Below are 22,950 nucleotides of genomic sequence, written 5' to 3' on the forward strand. Positions count from 1 at the left end.
ATACCGTTAATCACTTTTAAGCATTAATTTATGGAAAAATATCTATGGATTTTACTCGTAATCGTTGCAGGTGCCTGCTTACCTGTACAAACCGGACTTAACAATAAAATCGGAAAAGTACTCGAATCGCCTGTACATGCCTCCTTTGTATCTTTTACTGTTGGAGCGATAAGTATCCTATTATTTATTCTACTCTTCCGAATTCAATATAATGCTGGAAGCATCCAAAACGTACCAACTTTTGCTTGGACCTCAGGTTTATTCGGTGCCTTTTACGTGGTTATTGCTATCATGGGATATCAAAAACTCGGCGTTCCAGTTACGTTCGGTCTTATTGTTACCGGACAAATGATTGCATCGCTGATTCTTGAACACAACAACATTTTAGTTGCAGCTCCGCATCCAATTAATTGGGCACGTATCGCCGGCGTTGGACTAATAATTGGCGGCGTGGTATTAATTCGAAATTTTTAAAACCCAGTCATGAAATCGCTTTGGATTCTTGTGCTTACATCGGCTTTAACAGCAACTGTTTCGGCACAAACCTTTAATTTTCAGTCGTTGCGCTATAACGAAAACTACAGCTTTCTTCGCGACAGCGCATCAAATCCGTATCGGAAACTCAAGTTTGCAGCGCTGAACGATTCAAAAAGTTCGTGGATGAGCTTTGGCGGTGAGCTACGGTATCAATACCAAAAGTTTGAAAACGAAGATTGGGGCGACGCACCACACGATGAAAACGGATTTATCTTAACACGTCTGCTCTTCTACGCCGATACACACCTCGGAAACCGTTTTCGGATTTTTACCCAAATAAAAAGCAACGCATTGCAAAGTAGAGAAATGCCCGCGAAACGCATTGAAGTAAACGCATTGGATTTCCATCAATTCTTCTTCGACTATAACTTCAATCTAAATAACACAAACATCACATTTAGAGCAGGTCGGCAAGAAATTCGTTATGGAAGTCAACGCCTGATTTCTGTTCGCGAAGGTCCGAATAACCGCTTAAGTTTCGACGGTGCACGGATATTAAGTACGTTTAAAAACGGACAAATCGACGCCTTTTATCTGTATTCAGTTATCGATTTCCCAGACATATTCGACGATCGAATCAATCAAGATAATGCACTTTTCGGCATTTACACTACTTGGAAAAATGTGCCGCTTTTTAAAAATGCCGATTTGTACTTTCTAGGTGTTCGCAACAAAAATGCGAATTTCAATGAAGTGAGCGGCAACGAAAATCGCTATTCCGTGGGCGGTCGTCTTTGGCAAAACAAATCGCCTTTTCGGTACGACTTTGAAGCACTTTTTCAGTTTGGAAGCTTTAGCGGTACCAATATCGCAGCATACACTGCTTCGCTCGACGCCAGCTATCAATTTGAAAAGCTTTGGAAAAAGCCGCTCATTGGTTTAAAAACTGAAGTCATCAGTGGAGATCGTTCACCAGACGACAATACGTTAAACACATTCAATCCCATGTATCCGCGCGGCGCGTACTTTGGTTTGGCAGCGCTTGTTGGACCTTCAAACCTAATCGATTTTCATCCGTATATGCAAACAAATCTGACCGATAATTTGATTTGGGGCATCGATTACGACGTGTTCTGGCGGTATTCTACGCGTGACGGCATTTATGGACCAAACGGACGCTTAATCTATCCCGATGCAAATTCCGACGAGAAATTCATCGGTTCACAACTCGGAACTGATCTCGAATACCAATTTTCCGACTTTACTACGCTCGTTCTCGAAGGCACTTGGTTTCAAACCGGAAACTACCTGCAAGATGTTTCCACCGGAAAAGACATTTGGTTTACCGCATTTACGCTTCAATTCAAATTCTAAATCAGAAATTATGTTAGCTATTTTACCCGCAGCAAAAGCGCACAAAGTACGTCGCGGAAATTTTAATATCGATATCGTTTTTCCGGGCTTAGCTCGTCACAATCCAGAGGATGCTCGTGGATTAGCGCAGCTCGGACGCTTTGATTTTGCACAACTCCTACCTGGCGTTTTCGTTGGAATGCATATGCACCAAAACGATGAGATCTTGTCGTATCTCCGCTCCGGAACATTACAGCACGAAGACAGCAGCGGCGAAAAGGCTACACTTTCGAATCGGAAATTAATGATGATGAATGCGGGAAGCGGCTTTTACCACCAAGAGCAGATTCCAGAAAACGGCGAGCCCGTGCGAATGCTGCAAATATTCGTGCGTCCCGAACGCGAAAACGAGACGCCCAAAGTGCAATTTCACGAATTCGAAGAGGCCTTCTCCATAAATCAATGGCGCTTAATTGCCGGACACAAGCAAACAAATGCTCCCTTAGAAATTCGTTCGAAAGTGCGAATATTCGATGCTCGATTTACAAAAGATCAAACCTTTGAAAGCCCAACTGCCGAAACACTCCAACTACTTTTTGTTTTTTCTGGCTGCATAGAATTAACAGACGGAACGCTACTTGCTGAAGGCGACAGCCTCGTATTCACAACTGCTCGTACGCAATTTAAAAGTACACAGCTAACCGACCTCGTGCTTTTTGAATTGAACGAAAATGCCTACTATATCCGAAACGGCATGTTTAGCGGAACCTAAAAGCTCTTTTATGCCAATTCTAATCTTTAAATCAAACATCGACTGTCACGCGAAACTCGAACAATTAGAAGCCGTTTTATGTCGGGAACAAGACGTACACAGCTGGACTGTAGATCTTGAAGATTGCGATAAAGTCTTGCGAATAATCACAAAAAAGGCAATCAAAAATAAACTGCTAACACTACTAAAAAATTCCGGATTTGAAATATCCGATCTATAATTATGGAAAACTTTGATTCATTAATCGACGCAATTAACACGTATAAATCAGAAGGTTATACGGAAGATTTTAATCTAAAACAAAATTGCATCAGCTGCCGCAACGGTGCGTACTCCATTTTCCACAACGAATTCAACATCGATAAATTTTACCGATTTGAAGCCGATACCGATCCCGATGAACAATCGATAATCTACGCCATCTCCTCACCAAAATATCAGTTAAAAGGAATACTTATCAATGCATACGGCATTTATTCTGAACCACTTACCGACGAAATGCTCTCTAAATTGAAATAGTTTTTATGAAAACGCCCAATTCAGATATCGCACAACGCTATTTGAAAGCGATATACCAACAAGATTACGAAACAGCAAATAACTTACTTGCAAACAACGTTACTTTAACCATGAACGGAAACAACAAGCTAAGTGGCATCCGCATCGGAAAACCTGCATTTTTCGAAGCTTTTGAACGCATGATGCAACTCACGCAATTTTCCTACAAAATGATTGAAGAAATCGAATGGCTCGAAGGACACTCGCGGGCGGTGCTCCTAGCTGTAGAGACTGCAACAAAAAATAACGTCTCGTACCATTTTAATCGCGCAATCGATTACCAAATACAAGACGGAAAAATTCAAGCCATAAAAATCTATGAAGGCGAACCCGTAACTGTTGACCTTATCTTCAGTTAACAGAACCCTCGTTGTTAACTCAATAAAAAATTATTAATCATTAGATACTATTCTTATTTACAAAGCTTTTAACTCCAAAACACATTTCAAATTCAAAACAAGATTTTCGTCGAGCCCATGATAATAGCTTTTAATTTGGGCAACCCGGCGGCAACCGTTCTTCAACTAAAAGTCGCGCCGCCGTCGGGCATTTCGCTGCAAGTTTGCGCACTGCGGGCAATAAAACTAAAAAAGCACAGACGCTTCTGTTAGTCGCACTGTGCTTTTCGTTTTATAAGCCCTCAGTTTTGCAAAGCTTTTCGCTGCATTCCCTGTTGCGGAAATACGTTACCCTTTAAAATCGCGTTTTAAAACCGTTTTCAAATCTGTGGCTTTTCTTCCCAAAACGAGCTCCACACCATCGGCAATAATCTCCACTTCTTTCTTAGCTATAATGCCGTACACCGAAATCAGGTAATTCGCAACAAATTCAGGCGCACCACTATCCACTAAAACCTGTCTGAAAACCTCCGGCGTCGGATTCGGATATGTAATTTTCTTACCCAAAATTTCAGTTAAATAGGCAGCAATATCTTCATACGTTAGCAACTCAGGACCGGTGAGTTCGTATGTTTTATGTTCGTGCCCATCTTCAGTTAGTGCTTTTGCTGCAACTTCGGCAATGTCGTAAACATCCACAAAAGCTGCTTTTCCAAAACCTGCCGGCATAAAAACGATGTTGCGTTGGGTAATGTTCTCGAATTCGTAATTTTTAAAATTCTGCGCAAAAAACGAAGGACGTAAAATGGTATATGCAAATCCGTCGGCAGCTAACTTCTTTTCTAAATTCAAATGAAACTCGAAATTGTCGCCCATCTTTTCCGAGGCAAAAGCCGAAAAGTAAACTACACGATTAATTCCCTTTTCCTTTAAAAAATCAATGAAAGGCGTAAGCAAGGCTTCAATACCAAATTGCAAAGGCGGCCCCAATAAAAACACCCGATCAACATCGGCCACAGCAGCTTCAAAAGTCGACACGTCGGCAAAATCAAAAGGCACATACTCTGAATACTCGTTTGTAGGTAACGGATTTCTACTTGCTAACTTTACTGCAACACGGCGATTGGTGAGCACTTCTGCTAAGGCTTTTCCGTTGGTTCCACTTGCTCCTGTAATAAGAATTTTCGACATAATACTTGTTTGAATAATGATACAATAGTTACTTTTAATAACTCAAAAGTAAATAGTAACTTTGCGTCAAACAAGAAGGTACAGCGCTATAACTCACGCACACAGCAGTAACTAATATGGAAAATCAAGACCTTAAGTCCGAAAAAAAATTCCAAGAATATTTCAATTTAGCAAACAGCAGTCGGAACTTCTCTTGTCCGGTACGCGATGTTGTTGCGCACGTGAGCGATAAATGGTCGCTTTTGGTGGTATATGCATTAGCAGGCGACGGCACCCTTCGCTTTAACGAACTAAAATCAAAAATCGGCGATGTTTCTCAGCGCATGCTTACCGTTACGGTTCGTAAGCTAGAACAAGACGGACTTGTAAAACGTACGATTTATCCCGAAGTACCGCCACGAGTTGAATACCAATTAACAAGCTTGGGTATGGAATTGCTTAACAAACTCGTTCCGCTAATTGATTGGGCGCAAGAAAACAGCAATCTTATTATTTCCAGTCGAAAAAAAGCCGGGAAGTAGTAACCTTAACTTCAATAAAAAAGCCGTTCGAAAAATCAAACGGCTTTAAAAATGGAGTTCTTACGGTTAACCAAGAACTTCTTTAACTTTTTTACCTATTTCAGCAGGAGAATCTACTACGTGGATTCCGCAGGCGCGCATGATTGCTTTTTTAGCAGCAGCTGTATCGTCGGCACCGCCAACAATTGCTCCAGCATGCCCCATCGTTCTACCTTTTGGTGCTGTTTCACCAGCAATAAAACCAACAACTGGCTTGCGGTTACCATCGGCTTGAATCCATTTTGCAGCATCAGCTTCAAGCTGACCTCCAATTTCGCCAATCATAACAATACACTTTGTTTCCGGATCGTTCATCAACAACTCAACAGCTTCTTTAGTTGTAGTTCCAATGATTGGGTCGCCACCAATTCCGATAGCCGTTGTAATTCCTAAACCTTGCTTCACTACTTGATCGGCAGCTTCGTACGTTAATGTTCCCGACTTTGAAACAATTCCCACAGTTCCTTTTTTGAAAACGAAACCAGGCATGATTCCTACTTTTGCTTCTTCTGGCGTGATTACACCTGGACAGTTTGGACCGATTAAACGGCAATTCTTTCCTTTGATATAATCGTAAGCTTTAATCATATCAGCAACCGGAATACCTTCCGTAATGGCAATAATAACTTTGATTCCGGCATCGGCAGCTTCCATAATAGCATCTGCGGCAAATGCAGGTGGTACAAAAATGATACTGGTATCTGCACCAGCTTGTTCAACAGCGTCTTTTACGGTATTGAAAACCGGACGATCTAAATGCGTTGTTCCGCCTTTTCCTGGAGTTACACCGCCTACGACGTTTGTTCCGTATTCAATCATTTGCGAAGCGTGGAAAGTTCCCTCGCTTCCTGTAAAACCTTGTACAATAATTTTTGAATCTTTATTTACTAAGACGCTCATTATGGTTGAATTATTTAGTTTATAAAATTATAGCGCAAAAATAAGGTAAATGCTGTAACTATTGGTTAAATTATTACAGCTTGTTTTTAAAAATTAGTCAAAATAAATGATGTTCGCTGCTTTGTACGGATACTGATAAATGCAAAAACTCAGTTCGGCTTTTGGATAACGCATTTTGAGCGAATCGGCTATTTGTCTATAAACACGAATCTCTGGATACACCACCGTATTGGTTTCGCGGATGTGCCACACGTTAGTTTGAAGAACCGTTTTCGTATCGCAGTACGTGCGCTTTTTCGTTTCAAAAACCTTCAGGTCGGGTGCTTCATCAGGTTTCCCCACACAAATATCAAATTGCTTTAACCTTCCAGAGTAGAGATTAAACGCTAAAAAGTTATCGTAATAATCAACGAAACTTAAAAAAGGGAGTATTAGTAAAAATAGGCCTAACAACAGTGTTTTCGGGTGTTTTATATTGAAATGCAGTGCTGCTCGTTCTGTTTTATGATAAAATATGACAGGCAAAATAGCCATCATTAATATATTCCAAGGCCAAACAATACTGTTGTAATCTATTCCGGAAGGTGAAATAAACACCAAAATGAAAATATGCATACCTACTAAAATCCACGCATAAAAGAATTTGTTTCGAGCAAATAAAACTCCGATAGCGCCAATTACTTCAAACACACCTAGAGCCAAACCGCTGTAATGCACTATGGCTTGTTCGGCTATCGATAAATCGAAACCTAAAAACCGCTGCAAAATCATTCGTTCCCAGACGTGAAATAAAAAGCCTCCGTTCAATTTATGCAAACCCGAGTGCAGATACAAACAAGCCGAGTAAAAAGCCATGTTCGCGGTAAAAAGCGCTGGTTTCTTTCTGTACAAATCAAATAATATTCCTGTAAATATAAATTGTAAAATATACGGCTGCCAGCGGTTTTGATCAGGAATTAATTGAATTATTTCTATGATTATCAAAGAAATAAGCACAATTCGATTTGTAGGCTTTAGCATTAAAAAAAGCAAACCCAACAACGAACCACCAAATAACACGTAGTGCAAAAACGCTGGAAAGGCAGGTATAAAACTAAAGTACGGCGCCATTGGAAACACATGCGTTCCCAACCACAGCGGATAACTCATTACCTTGGTTACCAGCCAAAAAAATAGCGTTAACCGAAAGATTAACTCTACTACTTTATCTTGATTCCGAAAAAATGACATACTAAACGAGCTGGCTTATTTGAGTACCACTTACCAATTTCTCATCTTTCACTTCCCAAACCACAGCAAAATCAGCCAAAAGAATATCCTCACGCGGATTCTCAATAGTTTTCACATAATGAGCATAAAAAACAGCAACGTGGTTCTTTTCTTTCACCAAACTTTTAATGCGAACTTTTGATCGCACATACGCTCTACTCATCTCAGTCGCTAGAGCAACTAAGTCGCTTTTGGTATATGTCTTTTTACCTGTAGAACTTGTCCAAACAAACTCAATATCGTCGTGTAAATAGGTTGCTAATAACTGACCGTTAATCAACGCATCCGATTTATAGAAATCCTTTATGAATTTTTTGACCGACATAACTATTTTAATTTTTCGACAATTTCAGGAAGTCTCTTTAAATAAGCAAGTTGTTTGAGCTTTTCTCTACTCTCTTCGATCGGAGTTCCGAAGTAACTCTTTCCACCTTCGATGGATTTCGTAACACCAGTCTGACCCATAATTACTGCTTTCTTACCGATGGTGATGCCGCTTGTAGTTCCAACTTGGCCCCAAATCGTTACTTCATCTTCGATAACCACGCAACCTGCAATTCCAACTTGCGAAGCAAATAAGCACTTTTTACCCACAACGGTATCGTGACCAATCTGTATGTGATTATCTAACTTTGAGCCCGCACCAATAGTTGTATCGCCGGTAACGCCACGATCTATTGTGCAAAGCGCGCCAATATGCACATCGTCTTCAATAACTACGCGTCCGCCGCTTTTAAGCTGATCGAAACCTTCAGGTCGCTTTTTGTAATAAAAGGCATCAGCTCCGATAATCGTTCCAGCGTGAATGACTACGTTATCGCCAATCACACAATGATCGTAAATCACCACATTCGAGTAAATAATACAATTTTTACCGATTGTCACATGATTTCCAATTACTACCTGCGGTTGTATAACCGTACCCGAACCTATTTGAGCCGTTTCCGAAATCGATGCGTGCAATGCCTGAAACGGTCGGAAATAATTGGTTAGTTTATTGAAGTCGCGAAACGGATCATCACTGATTAAAAGTGCTTTACCTTCCGGACATTCAACTTCTTTATTAATGAGAACAATGGTTGCAGCCGATTGTAGCGCTTTGTCGTAATACTTCGGATGATCCACAAAAACGATGTCGCCCGGTTCAACAACATGAATTTCGTTCATACCCAAAACCGGAAAATCCGGCCGACCTACAAACGTAGTTCCGATGATCTGAGCAATCTCTTTCAGGGTATGTACTTTCGGAAATTTCATGTTATTCTTTTACGCGTTCGATGTAAGAACCTGATGCGGTATCTACTTTAATTTTATCTCCTTCATTGATAAACAACGGCACGTTTACCACGGCTCCAGTTTCTAAAGTTGCTGGTTTTGTGGCATTTGTAGACGTATTTCCTTTAACTCCAGGTTCAGAATAGGTAACTTCTAAAACAACCGAAGCAGGCATATCAACAGATAAAGGCAAATCGGTTTCTGTATTGATGGCTACCATAACATTCTCACCTTCTTTCAATAAATCAGGTGCATCGAGAATTTTCTTGTCGAGCGTTATTTGTTCGAAGCTTTCAGCATTCATGAAGTGAAACGAATCGCCTTCGGCATACAAAAACTGAAATTTATGCGTTTCCACGCGAATATCTTCAATTTTATGTCCTGCAGAAAAAGTGTTATCAATAACTTTTCCGGTGGTTAAGCTCTTTAATTTTGTTCTCACGAAAGCCGGACCTTTCCCAGGTTTTACGTGTAAGAACTCGATAATTTTGTAAATGTCGTGGTTGTATTTAATACACAATCCGTTTTTGATATCTGATGTAGATGCCATTAGTTGATTTATAAGAGTTTTTAATAATTTCCGCTGTAACCTTTCATGATTCCGCGAGATGAATTTTTAATGAAATCCAGAATCTCGTCGCGTTCCGGAGTTGCCTCCATTTCCGCTTCTATAATACTGACTGCCTGAGAGGTATTGTAATTTTTTTGATAAAGAATTCTGTAAATATTTTGAATTTCGCGAATTTTATCTGTTGAAAAACCGCGACGGCGCAAACCTACCGAATTTATTCCCACATACGACAAAGGTTCTTTTGCGGCTTTGGTGAACGGTGGAACATCTTTTCTAACCAACGAACCACCAGAAATCATCGCGTGATCGCCAATGTGTATGAACTGATGTACGGCTGCTAAACCACCAATAATCGCGAAATTACCAACCACTACGTGTCCGGCTAATGCAACGCCATTAACGATAATTGCATTGTCGCCAATATGACAATCGTGTGCAATATGCGCTGTGGCCATTACTAAACAATTATTTCCCAAGACAGTTTGTCCGGATGCTACCGTTCCGCGATTTATAGTTACACATTCGCGTATGGTACAGTTATCACCAATTATTGCCAACGAATCTTCGCCGCCAAATTTCAAATCTTGTGGAACTGCGGCAATAACGGCTCCGGGGAAAATATTACAATTCTTACCGATTCGAGCGCCTTCCATAATGGTTACGTTCGAACCAATCCAAGTACCGTCGCCAATAACTACATTATTATGAATGGTCGTAAAAGGCTCAATCACTACGTTTTTAGCGATTTTGGCTCCGGGATGTACGTATGCTAAAGGTTGATTCATGCTGTTTGTTTTGGATGTTACGCCTTGTCTTTACGTGCAATTTGTGCCATTAATTCAGCTTCGGCAACTAAACGTCCGTTGGCGTATGCATTGGCTTGCATGTGACAAATACCGCGACGAATCGGCGCTAATAAGTCGCATTTAAAGATTAATGTATCGCCAGGCAATACTTTTTGTTTGAACTTTACATTATCGATTTTCATGAAGAACGTCAGATAATTTTCTGGATCTGGAACGGTACTTAAAACCAAAATTCCACCGCACTGTGCCATCGCTTCTACAATCAGAACACCTGGCATGACGGGAGCATCCGGAAAATGACCTACGAAAAACGGCTCGTTCATCGTTACATTCTTCAATCCTAAAACGTGCTGTTCCGACAACTCGAAAATTTTATCGACCAATAAAAACGGCGGACGGTGCGGCAACATACTCATGATTTTATTCACATCCATGAGCGGTTCCTGATTAACATCGACCGTTGGCACTTGGTTACGTTGCTCGATCTTGATCATTTTTGCCAATTTCTTAGCAAATTGTGTATTGATGTAATGACCCGGTTTATTTGCAATTACCTTTCCTTTCAAACGAACGCCTACCAAAGCTAAATCTCCAATTACGTCTAAAAGCTTGTGTCTTGCGGCTTCGTTTGGATAATGAAGCGTAAGATTATCCAGTATTCCGTTTGGTTTAACCGAAATGCTATCTTTTCCAAAAGCTACTTTCAAACTTTCCATCGTGGCAGGCGAGATTTCCTTATCCACATAAACGATTGCATTGTTTAAGTCGCCTCCTTTTATCAATCCGTGTTCTAAAAGCGACTCCAATTCGTGAAGGAAGCTAAAAGTACGCGCATCAGCAATTTCTTTTTTGAAATCGCTCATCGATTTTAAGGTCGCATTCTGTGTACCTAAAACCTTGGTTCCGAAATCGACCATTGCGGTAACTTGATAATCATCGCCTGGCATCACCAAGATTTCACTACCTGTTGCTTCGTCGCTGAAAGAAATTACTTCTTTTACCACATAGTATTTGCGTTCAGCGTCTTGTTCAACGGTTCCTACTTTTTCAATGGCTTCAACAAAATATTTCGATGAACCGTCCATAATGGGTGGTTCTGAAGCATTTAATTCGATAATTACGTTATCCAAATCACAACCTACACAAGCGGCAAGTACGTGTTCGGAAGTTTGAATTTTTACACCTAATTTCTCCAAATTGGTTCCGCGCTGCGTATTCACTACGTAGTTAGCGTCGGCTTCAATAATCGGACTTCCCTCCAAATCAACGCGAACGAACGTGAAGCCGTTGTTGATTGGCGCAGGCTTAAATGTCATTTTGACTTCCTTACCGGTGTGTAATCCAACACCCGTAAGAGATATTTCTTCTTTAATTGTTTTCTGCTTGACCATCGCCGGACAATTGTGAGCTGTTTGCATGAAGTATTTGCTTTTTCAAGTCTTCTATTTCTTGAAGAATTTTTGGAAGATTTTTAAAATGAATATATGATTTACTGTAATCCGTGTACGGAAGTGCCGGACTTCCTTGAACGGTTTCGCCGTCTTTTAGATTTCTACCAATGCCCGATTGTGCTTGAACTCTTACGTTATTGCCTACTATCAAATGACCTGCAATGCCGACTTGTCCGCCAATCATACTGTTTTTTCCGATTTTTGTAGAACCTGCAATTCCAGATTGCGCAGCGATTACTGTATTTTCACCAATTTCAACGTTGTGAGCAATCTGAATTTGGTTATCGAGCTTCACTCCTTTTCGGATAATTGTACTTCCCATCGTGGCTCGATCAATAGTTGTTGCCGCTCCTACATCCACATAATCTTCTAAAACCACGTTGCCGATTTGCGGAATTTTCTTGTAGCTACCGTCTTCTTGTGGAGCAAATCCAAAACCATCGGCACCGATAACTACGTTGGCATGAATCGTACAAAAATTGCCGATTACCGTTTCAGAACAGATTCGGGAACCACTAAAAATCAGTGTATTATCGCCAATTTTAACGTTATCGCCAATAAAAACTCCTGGATAAATCTTTACATTTTCGCCAATTACTACATTTTCACCTACGTATGCAAAGGCACCAAGATAAAAATGAGCACCATACTTCGCTGAAGCGGCGATAAAACTCGGATTTTCAATTCCAGATTTGTTGTGTTTCACCTGATCGTAAAACGACAAAATTTTGGTAAACGCACCGTAGGCATCATCAACTTTTATTAAAGTAGTTGTGATCGGATTTTCGGGAACAAAGGTCGAATTTACAATGCAAATCGACGCTTGTGTGGAGTAAATGTAATTTACATATTTAGGATTCGACAAAAACGTAAGCGAACCTTCGGTACCTTCCTCGATCTTGGAAAGTCGCGAAACCTCGGCTAACGGGTTGCCAACGACCTCTCCTTCGAGTATTCCTGCTATTTGAGCTGCTGTAAATTTCATTGCGACAAAAATAGAAAATTTTGGTGTCTATTGTTAAATTTCTACAAGAGCTTCGGTTTACACAAGTAGTATTTTACTACTGGCTTCGACAAGGCCTTTAAATTGAGCTGATCGGATACAAAAACAACATCGGCTATTGTCTTGTCTTTCTTCAAGATACATATAGGCTCTTTATCCATCGAATACGCCTGATTCTTGATTTTCCCTTTGTACACAAAATACGAAGCCTCAGCTTTGCTGATTTGGTATTTCTCTGCTACTTCTGCGATGGCTTGCTCCTTATCTGCTGCTGTAAACTTCTCATCGCCCAAACTAATCTTAAGTAAATTCCTGTTCAAAATGCGCTCGCAAAGCTGTTCTAAGACAAAATCGCCACAACTTTGCCACTGTTTTAATGCCATCAATACATCAGTGTCGTCGAGTTTGGAAAACAATTCTAAATCGGCTTCGTCAAAAGCGGCTGCTGCGCCATTTTTTAGAAAATGCAATAAAGGATCCGAAGCCTGTAAGCTAAAACCTTCGCCGATTAGCAGCACAGCACGTTTAAATATGTGCTGCAACATCAACTCGGCCACATAACTTGTTTTGTGCAAATACGCTTGCCAGTACATCAAACGTCGGGCAACTAAAAACTTTTCAACAGAATAAATTCCCTTTTCTTCCACAACCAAACGATCGTCGACCACATCCATCATTTGAATCAAACGATCGGCATTGATACTTCCTTCGGCTACACCGGTATAAAAACTATCGCGTCGCAAATAATCCATTCGATCCATATCTAACTGACCCGAAATGAGTTGCAACATAAATTTGCGTTCGTAATTTCCCGTAAAAATGCGAATAGCTAAATCAAGTTTCCCATCAAAAACACCGTTTAGTGCATGCATGAATTTAAGCGACAAACTTTCGTGATGTACGCCTTTAACGATGCTTTGTTCCATGGCGTGAGAAAACGGCCCGTGACCAATGTCGTGCAATAAAATCGCTAAATACAAGGCTTGTTCTTCTTCCGGACTGATCTCAACACCTTTAAACCGCAATACTCGAACCGCTTTTTGCATTAAATGCATGGCACCCAAGGCGTGATGAAAGCGCGTATGATGAGCGCCTGGATACACCAAATACGAGAGTCCCATTTGTGAAATACGCCGTAAACGCTGAAAATACTTGTGCGCAATAACGTCGAAAATAAGTGGATTTGGTATGGAAATAAATCCGTAAATCGGATCGTTGAATATTTTGAGTTTATTTGAAGAATCGGACATTTGCGAAGAGATCATGTCGCTAAAATAGTTTTTTGCTGCCGATTTTTATTCATTTAAGAACGTATTTTTTCCTTCTGCGAAAGCGAAAATCACAACACCCGCCAAAAAAATAAGCGAGCGGGCTTCAGCAATTTCCAAAATGATATATTTGAATCCTAATTTGTTTGTATGCGTTCTACATTTACTCTTCTTCTAACTGTTTTATTTTTAGCTTCTTGCGGAAAAACCGAAACCCGAAATTACCTGAGTTCTGGCGATTACGATGCAGCAATTGATGTAGCAATCGACCGACTTTCAAACAATAAGACTCGGAAAGGAAAGCAAGATTACATTTATATGCTGGAGGAAGCCTTTGCCAAAGCGAAAGAACGCGATTTACGAGATGTTGATTTGTTAGTGAAAGACAACAGTCCTGCGAATTTAGAACGTATTTTTGCTACATATCAACGTCTTAACGCTCGACAAGAAAAAATTCGTCCGCTCCTACCCCTGCCACTCCTTAAAGAAAAGCGAGATGCTATTTTTCCGTTCGACGATTACAGCGAAGAAATTGTAAACAGCAAAAATGCTTTGGTTAAATATCTGTACACGAATGCCAAAGCGTTACTTGCCAGTAAATCAAAAGTTGGTGGCCGACGTGCAGCAGAAGATCTTCAATACCTTTTGCAACTTTCGCCAGCTTACAAAGACGCCGAAAAATTGCTGTCTGACGCCATTTTGCTCGGAACCGATTATGTAAGTATTTACACCAAAAATGAAACAGGGAAAATTATTCCGCAACGTTTAGAAACGGACATATTAGACTTCGGAACCGGCGGATTAAACGATAAGTTTACGGTTTACCATTCGAACAGACAGCCGAAAATTAAATACGATTACGGGATTGTACTCACGTTTAGAGAAATAAATATTTCGCCGGAACAAGTTCGTGAACGCCAATTTGTGAAAGAAAAAGATGTGAATTTTGGCAAGAAAAATGTTTACGACGAACGCGGAAGAGTGGTGAAAGACTCGCTCGGTAAAAACGTAACTGTCGACGATATTCGAAAAGTGAACTGCTCTGTTTACGAATTTGTACAATTCAAAAACGTGCAAGTTGTTGCGAAAGTGGATTTTATTAATTTCAGTACCAATCAATTGGTGAATTCATTTCCGCTTGGAAGCGAATGGATTTTCGAAAACGGTTACGCTACCTACAACGGCGACCGACGCGCAGTGGAAAACGATTATTGGCCGTTTTTCGACCGACGTGTACTGCCGTTCCCAACAAACGAACAGATGGTGTTGAATTGCTCGGCAGACATCAAACAAAAACTTCGGGCAATCATTATAAATAATCGATTTGCGATTGCTCCTTATTGATGAAGTATTCGGTTTATTACTTCAGCATCAATCGACGAATGTGAAGCCGAGTAAACCACTTTACCGTTTGTAACCACTAGTAATTGCGGACTCTCGTGCTGAATTCCGTATTTCTCGGCAATGTGGTTGCTGATGCTTCGGTACTGCAGCAAATCCAAATACAAAAAAGTAGCGTTTGCAAACTCCAACGAACGATTGAGCTCTTTTAAAACTGTTTTGCTCACAATACAGCGCGTACTGTGCTTTAAAATCACTAAAATGCCCGAATCTTCAAGTTGCGCGGCGTCGGTTAATGCTATCCAAGAAGTTGTATCTTCTGAAACCGAATTAGAAAAAAATCCCATTTTTGACTGATTTTAAGACGTTTTGTCGCTTTGCAAAGTTAATTTCGCGTCATTTTGGCAGCGATTTTAACTTGGCGCACTAGTTGCTCAAAGATCATTAAAAATTTGCAATTATCATGAACCTGAATAAATTAACCACAAAAGCAACCGAAGTGCTTCAAAACGCACAGCAATTGGTTTTCAATAAAGGACAACAACTCATTGAAAACGAGCACTTATTGAGGAGCTTGTTAGAAGTCGATCAAAACGTAATCGGATTTCTCTTAAAGAAAATGAGCGTAAATGTTGATTTGCTTACGCGTTTAGTAGAGAGTCAGTTAAATACCTATCCGAAAGTAAGCGGAACCGATATTTCGTTAGGACGAACAGCTGTTACTACTTTGAACGAAGCCGAAAAAGCAGCCACAGAAATGGGCGATGAATTTGTAGCAACCGATCATTTATTGTTAGCTATTGCCAAATCTAAATCGCAAGCCGGACAAATTCTGCGCGATCAAGGTGTAACTGAAAAAGAGTTGGTTGCAGCTATTTCCGAACTGCGTAAAGGCGAAAAAGTGACGTCGCAAAGTGCCGAGGAAACTTTTAACGCACTCTCCAAATTCGCTAAAAACTTAAACGACTTAGCCAAAAGTGGCAAACTCGATCCTGTTATTGGTCGCGATGAGGAAATCAGACGTGTCTTGCAAATTCTAACGCGCCGCACCAAAAACAATCCGATGTTAGTGGGCGAACCCGGCGTGGGTAAAACCGCAATTGCAGAAGGTTTAGCACACCGAATTGTAGCCGGCGACGTTCCGGAAAACCTCAAAAATAAAATCGTTTTTTCACTCGACATGGGTGCGCTGATCGCCGGTGCCAAATACAAAGGCGAATTCGAAGAACGCTTAAAAGCCGTAGTGAAAGAAGTTACTGCAACCGATGGCGATATTGTTTTATTTATCGACGAAATTCATACGCTCGTTGGTGCTGGTGCGGGCGAAGGTGCTATGGACGCTGCAAACATCTTGAAACCCGCCTTGGCTCGCGGCGAACTTCGCGCAATCGGAGCCACAACGCTCGACGAATACCAAAAATATTTCGAAAAAGACAAAGCACTCGAGCGCCGTTTTCAAAAAGTATTGGTCGAAGAACCCGATACCGAAAGCGCCATTTCGATTCTTCGCGGTATCAAAGACAAGTACGAAACACACCATCAAGTGCAAATAAAAGACGATGCGATTATAGCTGCCGTAGAACTCTCGCAACGCTACATTACCTCGCGTTTCTTGCCCGATAAAGCCATCGATTTAATGGACGAAGCAGCTTCGAAACTGCGTATGGAAATCAATTCCAAACCGGAAGAACTCGACGTTTTGGATCGAAAAATCATGCAGCTGGAAATTGAAATCGAAGCTATTAAACGTGAAAACGACGACGTAAAGCTAAAGGTACTCGGATTAGATTTATCGAATCTAAAAGAAGAGCGTCAGGAAATTTACTCGCGATGGAAATCGGAGCGCGACATTGTAGATAACATGCAGCAAATCAAGGCACAAATCGAGTCGTTAAAGCTCGAAGCCGAACGTGCCGAACGCGATGGCAACTACGGTTTGGTTGCTGAAATTCGATACGGGAAAATTAAAGATGCGCAAACAAAATTGGAAGAATACACCGCCGAATTGCAACAAAAACAAGGCAATCAAGCACTTATAAAAGAAGAAGTTACCCGAGAAGACATAGCCGAAGTGGTTGCGAAATGGACCGGCATTCCGGTGGCAAAAATGATGCAAAGCGATCGTGAAAAATTGCTGCATATTGAAACCGAATTACACAAAACAGTTGTGGGTCAGGAAGAAGCTGTAGCAGCGGTTGCCGATGCGATTCGCCGAAGCAGATCGGGTTTACAAGACGCACGCAAACCTGTCGGAACGTTTTTGTTTCTAGGAAGTACGGGCGTTGGAAAAACCGAATTGGCTAAATCGCTTGCCGAATATTTGTTCGACGACGAAAATGCGTTGACGCGCATTGATATGTCGGAATACCAAGAAAAGCACGCGGTGAGTCGCTTAGTTGGTGCACCTCCAGGTTACGTGGGTTATGAGGAAGGCGGCCAACTTACGGAAGCGGTGCGCAGAAAACCCTATTCGGTGATTTTGCTCGATGAAATTGAAAAAGCGCATCCAGACACCTTCAATATTTTGCTGCAAATGCTCGACGAAGGACGTTTAACCGACAGCAAAGGAAGGTTAGCGGATTTTAAAAATGCCATCATCATTATGACATCGAATTTAGGAAGTGAAGTAATACAGCGTACGTTTGAAGATCCGACACTTACAGCGGAAGCGGCCGCCGTTTTGGCTGAGGAAGAAGTAATGCAGTTATTAAAACGTACCGTGCGACCGGAGTTTTTGAATCGGATTGATGAAGTAGTACTTTTCAAACCGTTAACGCGCGACGAGATAGGCGAAATTGTAAGCATACAGTTGCGTCAGGTTTCAAAGATGTTGGCCAATCAGCATATGAGTTTAGACGCTACGGCGGAGGCAAAAGCGTATTTGGTAAAGCGTGGTTACGATCCGCAGTTTGGTGCGCGTCCGGTTAAGCGCGTCATACAAAAAGAGGTTTTAAACGCCTTGAGCAAGGAACTACTTTCGGGCAACATCAAACCCGACCAAGCCCTCCTACTCGACTGTTTCGACGACAAGTTGGTTTTTCGGCAATGAGTAGTAAGATTGGAGTATTAAGTATTAAGTATTGAGTATTAAGTATTAAGTATTAAGTATTAAGACTTCATGACGTTCACCACTTGACGTATCGTTTTTCCAGCCGAACCCGCGTATCGTCGATTCCTGAGCTTGTCGAAAGTAGCATTGTGTACTTCGTGAAAAACTTTGTGAAACTTTGTGCTCTTTTTCTAGAAGCTAGAAACTAGTCCCGATTGCTATCGGGATAGAAGCTAGTCCCGATTGCTATCGGGATCGATGAGTTCACCACTTGACGTATCGTTTTTCCACCCGAACCAATAATTCGTTGGTGCCTGAGCTTGTCGAAGGCCTGCTTTCACTTTTTCAATCTCAAAATCTTTCAATCTTTCAATCTCGAAATCTTTTAATCTTTTAATCTTGTAATCTTTTAATCTCGAAATCTTTTAATCTCGAAACCTTCCTCCCATGTCGCTGCCGCGCGAGTCCTCTCGCGTGGTAAACCACGAACGTGTCGAAGGCTTTTTTCCCTTCCGATAGCTATCGGAATTCACTTCTTTCAATTCTTTCATTTTTTCGCTTCTTTCGCTTTTTTCTATTCTTTCGCTTTTTTCCATTTGTAGCTTCATCCGGCTGTTCGCTTTAGTCCGCAAAAAATACGGCGCGTTCAATCGGTTTGCGCGTGGTTTCTCAGGTCACCACGCGCCCACCGTTTCACGCAGCCATATTTTTCTTACGGGCTACCGCTACCATCCGGGCTAGAAAATACGTTACTAACGTTTGGTGGGAAAAATACCTATAAGTAGGTAGTTTTGGGTAGTTTCAATTGTTTAATTTTGCAAACATGACCCAAATGCGAATGCTGCTTATTTTGAAATGGATTTTTTGAAGATTTTACGATTAAAACAGCTTTGTTGTTGCGAAATACAACAGTGACTGAGGTTACGTTCTAGATTGTTAATTTTCAATTGCCAAATACAAATTTAACATATTGAAAAAACGAACATTTATAAAATTCTAAAAAATGAAATAAAATGGCACCTCCCAATGTTTACGTGTGTTTAGGCGAATAACGCGCTGAAAAGTGGGATAAAAACTTTCGTATATTTGGGAGTTACCTGCAAGGCTAACAGACCGCAAATAACTAACAAATTGACACATTTTAAATTTGGACACTTTACGAAAATTCATTGAAAATTATACTTCACTTCCGACAGACGAGTGGAAGCAAATTTCTGTTTGCTTTGAGAAACAAGTAATTGAAAAAGACGAACTTATTTTACAAGAAGGCAAAGTTTGCCGACACCTTTATTTTGTGGAAAGCGGGCTACTTCATTTTTACATCAACAAAGACGGAAATAACATAACAAAGTTTTTTACCGAAGCACCTTATTTTTTCACTTCACAATCAAGTTTCAATTCCCAAAAGCCTGCAAACGAAAATATCCAAGCCATAGAAAAGTCAATTGTTTGGCAAATTTCATACAATCAAGTAAATGAATTGTACAACCTTAAAAGTTGGACAGACTTTGCAAGAAAAATAATTCAAGAAGTACAATTTTTCACAGAAGAGATTTTAGAAGAACTACAAACCGAAACAGCAGAGTTTCGCTACGAGAAGATGCTCAAAAATGAACCTGAACTTTTAAAACGAATACCATTAAACATTTTGGCTTCTTATTTAGGAATTGCCCCACAATCATTGAGCAGAATTAGAAAAAAATTGGCGACTTAACATAGGTGCAGTAGTTTCTCATTTTATAGATAGAACTTTGCACAAGTTTTTAAATTCTATCTAAAAAATGAAGCAGAGCAATCATCATTTTAGTTTTACAATATCTGTAAACACTACAAAAGCCAATGTTTGGCAGACACTTATTGATGTTCAAAATTGGCATCAATGGGACACAGAACTCCTTGAAGCAAACCTTGAAGGCATTTTTGAAAAAGGTGCAAAAGGGACAATGAAACCCAAAACGGGACCAAAATTGAAATTTTACATTTCAGAACTTATCCCTAATCACTCATACACCATCAATACAATTATGCCAGTTGGCGAACTTGTAATTAAGCGTAGTTTGACAGAAACAAACAACGAAGTTCATTTTACGGACGATATTGCATTTACAGGGTTTCTGAAATATATTTTTGGGTTAATGCTTGGCGGACAATTCAGAAAGGTTTTGCCTGAAGTAATGAATAACTTCAAACGAATAGCAGAAAATAAATGAAAACAGTAATTTTCGTATGCTTGTTTTCCTTTTTTTCAAAGTTGCAAGCACAAACAACTGAACCTAAATTGCCAATTGGAAATATCAGATTAAGTTTTTTGATTTTTCCACCGTTTACCCCACTGCTAACTTTGGAAATGCGGACTTTGGACAAATTAACCATTCAGTTGGAAACAAATTTTATAAATACTCACGGTATAAATTTGAAGTATTTTATAAACGAGAGAATGAACGGACATTTTGTATTTGTAGGCACAGCATTTTTAGAAAGTGATTTTTTGCGAAAAGATAAAAGCATAACCTTTCTGCCATATGCGGGTTATGGTTATGCCTACCGATTTGGGAAATCAAATGCTTGGACTTTTGACAGCCGTTTAGGCATTGGCAGAACAACAAATGCGGACAATAACTTAATTCTTCCTGTTTTAAAAACAGGCATTGGACGAACCTTTTAAAATAAAAAAAATGATAGCACTAAAAATAGTTTACATAGCAAACATAATAGTAGCAGGTTGGATAAGCATAACTTCTGTTTTCAACCCAAACAAATCTGCCTTGACAGTTTTCCAAAACGCCTACCAACCGACAGAAGTTATACGGCTTGTTGGTTGTTTGTGGTTAGCAATAGCAATTTTATCAATTTTAGGACTATGGCGACCAATTTCATTTTCACCAATACTTTTAGTGCAACTTATATACAAAGGAACTTGGCTTTTAGTAGTCGCTTTACCAGCAATCAGAAATAATCAACCTTATCCGACAGGTATGGCATTATTTTTTTTAATTTGGGTTTTGGTTTTACCATTTATTATTCCTTGGACAGAATGGACGAAGTAGCAAGACCGAAAAAGCCCAGCAGGTAACAGTGGTAACCGTTGCACAACTATCATCTTTCGCCAAAATATAAAAATTCCAAATCAAAACGAGCTCAAATAAGACGTTTTAAAGTACGCTCGTTCGCAAAATAGCGTGTGGTTTTAAAAAATAACTAAGCCTTAAAACGCCTTTTTTGGAGTCAAAAAACAGCCATTTTGTAAAACCGCAAAGCTTTTCTCGCTTTTGTGATATAACTTTGGCTCAAGTTAGTCGCTTTCGAAGCATTGGATTTCAATGAAAAGCTGCGGCTATTTGTATTGTTTCGAAAGCTAAATGACGAAAATGTGTTAGTGAAATACACGCAACCGTTGGTAAATGCAACTATTAACTGATGCATTAGCCTTTCGTGTAATTTAGCTTTTTTTTAATTCAAACCATTAAAAGGTATTATGACTACTAAAAAATCGATTCAAATATTTGAAGACAAACAGGTACGAACCGTGTGGGATGTCGATCATGAAAAATGGTTTTTTTCTGTAATTGATGTGATCGAAATATTGGCTGGCACCGACCGACCGAGAAAATATTGGAGCGACTTAAAGGCTAAACTTAAGAAGGAAGGAAGTGAACTGTCCGAAAAAATCGGACAGTTGAAAATGCAGGCAGATGACGGAAAAATGCGTCTGACTGATGTAGCAGATACGGAACAGCTTTTCAGATTAATTCAGTCTATTCCGTCTCACAAAGCCGAGCCTTTTAAGCTGTGGCTTGCGCAAGTAGGCAGCGAACGCTTAGATGAAATGCAAGATCCTGAATTGAGTATTGATCGTGCTTTGGAACAATATTTAAAGTTAGGCTATTCGGAAAACTGGATAAACCAGCGCCTAAAAAGCATTGAAATTCGCAAAGAACTAACTGATGAATGGAAAAACAAAGGACTAAAAGAAGGGCAACAATTTGCCACGCTTACCGATATAATCACTAAAGCTTGGGCGGGTAAAACCACCAAACAATACAAGGTTTTCAAAGGATTGAAAAAAGAAAACTTACGTGATAACATGACTAATACTGAATTGATTTTAAACATGCTTGCTGAGGCTTCTACCAAGGATATTTCGCAAGCCACAAATCCGAAAGATTTCGATGAAAGCAAAAAAGTTGCCCAACAAGGCGGCAATGTAGCTAAAGTGGCTCTCAAAGAATTGGAATCAAAAACAGGAAAAAAAGTAGTTAGTTCGCTAAATGCTAAGTCGGTTTTAGGTATTGAAAAATCTCCAAAGAAAATGGATGAATAAAGAACACGTCATAATCGCCTTTAACGCCGGTTTATGAACTGCCCTCCACAAAGTCTCCCGACTTTAAGTATTCATAAAACGTTAATTGAAACTCATGAATCAAACTATCCCCAAAATACTAAAATTCAAGTTACTAATTATGTTAATCATTATGACAACCTTTGCAGTTTTAATCGACGCACCATTCAGCTTTAGACATTATGAAAATCACCCATTTATAGTGTATTTCGCCTTTACTTTTATCACTAGTGTATAATATATAAGTACATGTCGTAAATTCATTTTTGCTGAAAAGATATTTTATTCGGTTTTCATCGGTATCCTAGCAATGTTTTGTAGCGCTGTGCTAGGTGAGATTATCTTGGGGAAACTTTATGGTTTCGATGATAATTTTGGTACATTAAAATCTCCAGTAATTCTACAAAATCTTGTTTTTTATTTGCTCAC

At 40.0% G+C, this 22,950-nt stretch carries 25 protein-coding genes; 14 read left to right on the forward strand and 11 right to left on the reverse strand.

Going from position 1 to position 22,950, the window contains the following annotated elements; genetic code table 11:
- The first annotated feature begins 30 nt into the window (after positions 1-30).
- Genes Q0064_RS01995 through Q0064_RS02020 form a run of 6 tightly spaced genes read left to right on the forward strand, consistent with a single transcriptional unit; the run spans position 31 to position 3,519 of the window.
- Positions 31-474 carry a DMT family transporter gene (locus Q0064_RS01995; RefSeq protein ID WP_298143516.1) on the forward strand — a complete coding sequence of 148 codons (444 nt, stop codon included), beginning with the start codon at positions 31-33 and terminating at the stop codon, positions 472-474.
- A gap of 9 nt (positions 475-483) precedes the next feature.
- Positions 484-1,851 (forward strand): alginate export family protein, encoded by a 1,368-nt coding sequence (locus Q0064_RS02000; protein WP_298143518.1) that lies wholly within the window; start codon positions 484-486, stop codon positions 1,849-1,851.
- A gap of 10 nt (positions 1,852-1,861) precedes the next feature.
- A complete protein-coding gene (locus tag Q0064_RS02005; protein ID WP_298143521.1) occupies positions 1,862-2,602 on the forward strand; it encodes a pirin family protein in 741 nt (246 codons plus the stop codon).
- A 10-nt stretch (positions 2,603-2,612) separates the two neighbouring features.
- Positions 2,613-2,822 (forward strand): hypothetical protein, encoded by a 210-nt coding sequence (locus Q0064_RS02010; RefSeq protein ID WP_298143525.1) that lies wholly within the window; start codon positions 2,613-2,615, stop codon positions 2,820-2,822.
- 2 nt (positions 2,823-2,824) lie between these two features.
- On the forward strand, positions 2,825-3,121 hold the full coding sequence (locus Q0064_RS02015) for a phosphoribosylpyrophosphate synthetase (protein ID WP_298143527.1): 297 nt from the start codon (positions 2,825-2,827) through the stop codon (positions 3,119-3,121).
- 5 nt (positions 3,122-3,126) lie between these two features.
- Positions 3,127-3,519 carry a hypothetical protein gene (locus tag Q0064_RS02020; RefSeq protein WP_298143530.1) on the forward strand — a complete coding sequence of 131 codons (393 nt, stop codon included), beginning with the start codon at positions 3,127-3,129 and terminating at the stop codon, positions 3,517-3,519.
- Between the two features lie 327 nt (positions 3,520-3,846).
- On the opposite strand, the gene Q0064_RS02025 is transcribed toward Q0064_RS02020, so the two are convergent.
- Entirely contained in the window at positions 3,847-4,689 is an 843-nt protein-coding gene (locus Q0064_RS02025) for an SDR family oxidoreductase (protein ID WP_298143533.1), read from the reverse strand.
- A 116-nt stretch (positions 4,690-4,805) separates the two neighbouring features.
- Between Q0064_RS02025 and Q0064_RS02030 the strand changes: the two genes are divergently transcribed.
- Positions 4,806-5,210 carry a helix-turn-helix domain-containing protein gene (locus tag Q0064_RS02030; RefSeq protein ID WP_298143536.1) on the forward strand — a complete coding sequence of 135 codons (405 nt, stop codon included), beginning with the start codon at positions 4,806-4,808 and terminating at the stop codon, positions 5,208-5,210.
- A 66-nt stretch (positions 5,211-5,276) separates the two neighbouring features.
- Here the strand turns inward: Q0064_RS02030 and sucD are convergent, their stop codons facing one another.
- The 9 genes from sucD to Q0064_RS02075 form a co-directional block, all read right to left on the reverse strand.
- A complete protein-coding gene (gene sucD, locus Q0064_RS02035; RefSeq protein WP_094486836.1) occupies positions 5,277-6,149 on the reverse strand; it encodes a succinate--CoA ligase subunit alpha in 873 nt (290 codons plus the stop codon).
- A 93-nt stretch (positions 6,150-6,242) separates the two neighbouring features.
- Positions 6,243-7,379, reverse strand: a complete 1,137-nt coding sequence (locus Q0064_RS02040; protein WP_298143541.1) for a hypothetical protein — start codon at positions 7,377-7,379, stop codon at positions 6,243-6,245.
- A gap of 1 nt (position 7,380) precedes the next feature.
- The gene (locus Q0064_RS02045) at positions 7,381-7,743 is read right to left on the reverse strand and encodes a nuclear transport factor 2 family protein (RefSeq protein ID WP_298143544.1); all 363 of its coding nucleotides are present in this window, start codon (positions 7,741-7,743) and stop codon (positions 7,381-7,383) included.
- 2 nt (positions 7,744-7,745) lie between these two features.
- Complete coding sequence (locus Q0064_RS02050) at positions 7,746-8,675, reverse strand: UDP-3-O-(3-hydroxymyristoyl)glucosamine N-acyltransferase (RefSeq protein WP_298143546.1); 930 nt, start codon at positions 8,673-8,675, stop codon at positions 7,746-7,748.
- Between the two features lies 1 nt (position 8,676).
- Positions 8,677-9,243: an elongation factor P gene (gene efp / locus Q0064_RS02055; protein ID WP_094486832.1), complete on the reverse strand. Its 567-nt coding sequence runs from the start codon at positions 9,241-9,243 to the stop codon at positions 8,677-8,679.
- Between the two features lie 20 nt (positions 9,244-9,263).
- The gene (gene lpxA, locus Q0064_RS02060; RefSeq protein WP_298143550.1) at positions 9,264-10,049 is read right to left on the reverse strand and encodes an acyl-ACP--UDP-N-acetylglucosamine O-acyltransferase; all 786 of its coding nucleotides are present in this window, start codon (positions 10,047-10,049) and stop codon (positions 9,264-9,266) included.
- 17 nt (positions 10,050-10,066) lie between these two features.
- Positions 10,067-11,461 carry a bifunctional UDP-3-O-[3-hydroxymyristoyl] N-acetylglucosamine deacetylase/3-hydroxyacyl-ACP dehydratase gene (locus Q0064_RS02065; protein ID WP_094486830.1) on the reverse strand — a complete coding sequence of 465 codons (1,395 nt, stop codon included), beginning with the start codon at positions 11,459-11,461 and terminating at the stop codon, positions 10,067-10,069.
- Positions 11,439-12,506: a UDP-3-O-(3-hydroxymyristoyl)glucosamine N-acyltransferase gene (gene lpxD, locus Q0064_RS02070; protein ID WP_298143554.1), complete on the reverse strand. Its 1,068-nt coding sequence runs from the start codon at positions 12,504-12,506 to the stop codon at positions 11,439-11,441. Before lpxD ends, Q0064_RS02065 begins: the two co-directional genes overlap by 23 nt.
- Positions 12,507-12,547: 41 nt before the next feature.
- Complete coding sequence (locus Q0064_RS02075) at positions 12,548-13,774, reverse strand: HD domain-containing protein (protein WP_298143557.1); 1,227 nt, start codon at positions 13,772-13,774, stop codon at positions 12,548-12,550.
- A gap of 168 nt (positions 13,775-13,942) precedes the next feature.
- Between Q0064_RS02075 and Q0064_RS02080 the strand changes: the two genes are divergently transcribed.
- Positions 13,943-15,136: a hypothetical protein gene (locus Q0064_RS02080; protein ID WP_298143560.1), complete on the forward strand. Its 1,194-nt coding sequence runs from the start codon at positions 13,943-13,945 to the stop codon at positions 15,134-15,136.
- Here Q0064_RS02080 and ytxJ read toward each other — a convergent pair.
- A complete protein-coding gene (gene ytxJ / locus Q0064_RS02085) occupies positions 15,130-15,480 on the reverse strand; it encodes a bacillithiol system redox-active protein YtxJ (protein ID WP_298143563.1) in 351 nt (116 codons plus the stop codon). The two genes, Q0064_RS02080 and ytxJ, sit on opposite strands and share 7 nt — an antisense overlap.
- A 116-nt stretch (positions 15,481-15,596) precedes the next feature.
- Here ytxJ and clpB point away from each other — a divergent pair, with 116 nt between their 5' ends.
- The 6 genes from clpB (at position 15,597) to Q0064_RS02115 (ending at position 22,503) form a co-directional block, all read left to right on the forward strand.
- Entirely contained in the window at positions 15,597-18,182 is a 2,586-nt protein-coding gene (gene clpB / locus Q0064_RS02090; RefSeq protein WP_298143566.1) for an ATP-dependent chaperone ClpB, read from the forward strand.
- 1,147 nt (positions 18,183-19,329) lie between these two features.
- The gene (locus tag Q0064_RS02095; protein WP_298143570.1) at positions 19,330-19,896 is read left to right on the forward strand and encodes a Crp/Fnr family transcriptional regulator; all 567 of its coding nucleotides are present in this window, start codon (positions 19,330-19,332) and stop codon (positions 19,894-19,896) included.
- 67 nt (positions 19,897-19,963) lie between these two features.
- Entirely contained in the window at positions 19,964-20,392 is a 429-nt protein-coding gene (locus Q0064_RS02100) for an SRPBCC family protein (RefSeq protein WP_298143574.1), read from the forward strand.
- Entirely contained in the window at positions 20,389-20,847 is a 459-nt protein-coding gene (locus Q0064_RS02105) for a hypothetical protein (RefSeq protein WP_298143577.1), read from the forward strand. Before Q0064_RS02100 ends, Q0064_RS02105 begins: the two co-directional genes overlap by 4 nt.
- 10 nt (positions 20,848-20,857) lie before the next feature.
- The gene (locus Q0064_RS02110) at positions 20,858-21,229 is read left to right on the forward strand and encodes a hypothetical protein (RefSeq protein ID WP_298143581.1); all 372 of its coding nucleotides are present in this window, start codon (positions 20,858-20,860) and stop codon (positions 21,227-21,229) included.
- Between the two features lie 428 nt (positions 21,230-21,657).
- Positions 21,658-22,503 carry a Bro-N domain-containing protein gene (locus Q0064_RS02115; RefSeq protein ID WP_298143585.1) on the forward strand — a complete coding sequence of 282 codons (846 nt, stop codon included), beginning with the start codon at positions 21,658-21,660 and terminating at the stop codon, positions 22,501-22,503.
- Positions 22,504-22,950: the final 447 nt, after the last annotated feature.

Source organism: Flavobacterium sp., assembly GCF_027490375.1.
In the GTDB taxonomy this organism is placed as follows: domain Bacteria; phylum Bacteroidota; class Bacteroidia; order Flavobacteriales; family Flavobacteriaceae; genus Flavobacterium.

Bases quoted from the DNA above. Each gene is read 5' to 3' on its own strand.
- Q0064_RS01995 (WP_298143516.1), top strand. From the start codon at position 31: ATGGAAAAATATCTATGGATTTTACTCGTAATCGTTGCAGGTGCCTGC.
- Q0064_RS02000 (WP_298143518.1), top strand. From the start codon at position 484: ATGAAATCGCTTTGGATTCTTGTGCTTACATCGGCTTTAACAGCAACT.
- Q0064_RS02005 (WP_298143521.1), top strand. From the start codon at position 1,862: ATGTTAGCTATTTTACCCGCAGCAAAAGCGCACAAAGTACGTCGCGGA.
- Q0064_RS02010 (WP_298143525.1), top strand. From the start codon at position 2,613: ATGCCAATTCTAATCTTTAAATCAAACATCGACTGTCACGCGAAACTC.
- Q0064_RS02015 (WP_298143527.1), top strand. From the start codon at position 2,825: ATGGAAAACTTTGATTCATTAATCGACGCAATTAACACGTATAAATCA.
- Q0064_RS02020 (WP_298143530.1), top strand. From the start codon at position 3,127: ATGAAAACGCCCAATTCAGATATCGCACAACGCTATTTGAAAGCGATA.
- Q0064_RS02025 (WP_298143533.1), bottom strand. From the start codon at position 4,689: ATGTCGAAAATTCTTATTACAGGAGCAAGTGGAACCAACGGAAAAGCC.
- Q0064_RS02030 (WP_298143536.1), top strand. From the start codon at position 4,806: ATGGAAAATCAAGACCTTAAGTCCGAAAAAAAATTCCAAGAATATTTC.
- sucD (WP_094486836.1), bottom strand. From the start codon at position 6,149: ATGAGCGTCTTAGTAAATAAAGATTCAAAAATTATTGTACAAGGTTTT.
- Q0064_RS02040 (WP_298143541.1), bottom strand. From the start codon at position 7,379: ATGTCATTTTTTCGGAATCAAGATAAAGTAGTAGAGTTAATCTTTCGG.
- Q0064_RS02045 (WP_298143544.1), bottom strand. From the start codon at position 7,743: ATGTCGGTCAAAAAATTCATAAAGGATTTCTATAAATCGGATGCGTTG.
- Q0064_RS02050 (WP_298143546.1), bottom strand. From the start codon at position 8,675: ATGAAATTTCCGAAAGTACATACCCTGAAAGAGATTGCTCAGATCATC.
- efp (WP_094486832.1), bottom strand. From the start codon at position 9,243: ATGGCATCTACATCAGATATCAAAAACGGATTGTGTATTAAATACAAC.
- lpxA (WP_298143550.1), bottom strand. From the start codon at position 10,049: ATGAATCAACCTTTAGCATACGTACATCCCGGAGCCAAAATCGCTAAA.
- Q0064_RS02065 (WP_094486830.1), bottom strand. From the start codon at position 11,461: ATGGTCAAGCAGAAAACAATTAAAGAAGAAATATCTCTTACGGGTGTT.
- lpxD (WP_298143554.1), bottom strand. From the start codon at position 12,506: ATGAAATTTACAGCAGCTCAAATAGCAGGAATACTCGAAGGAGAGGTC.
- Q0064_RS02075 (WP_298143557.1), bottom strand. From the start codon at position 13,774: ATGTCCGATTCTTCAAATAAACTCAAAATATTCAACGATCCGATTTAC.
- Q0064_RS02080 (WP_298143560.1), top strand. From the start codon at position 13,943: ATGCGTTCTACATTTACTCTTCTTCTAACTGTTTTATTTTTAGCTTCT.
- ytxJ (WP_298143563.1), bottom strand. From the start codon at position 15,480: ATGGGATTTTTTTCTAATTCGGTTTCAGAAGATACAACTTCTTGGATA.
- clpB (WP_298143566.1), top strand. From the start codon at position 15,597: ATGAACCTGAATAAATTAACCACAAAAGCAACCGAAGTGCTTCAAAAC.
- Q0064_RS02100 (WP_298143574.1), top strand. From the start codon at position 19,964: ATGAAGCAGAGCAATCATCATTTTAGTTTTACAATATCTGTAAACACT.
- Q0064_RS02105 (WP_298143577.1), top strand. From the start codon at position 20,389: ATGAAAACAGTAATTTTCGTATGCTTGTTTTCCTTTTTTTCAAAGTTG.
- Q0064_RS02110 (WP_298143581.1), top strand. From the start codon at position 20,858: ATGATAGCACTAAAAATAGTTTACATAGCAAACATAATAGTAGCAGGT.
- Q0064_RS02115 (WP_298143585.1), top strand. From the start codon at position 21,658: ATGACTACTAAAAAATCGATTCAAATATTTGAAGACAAACAGGTACGA.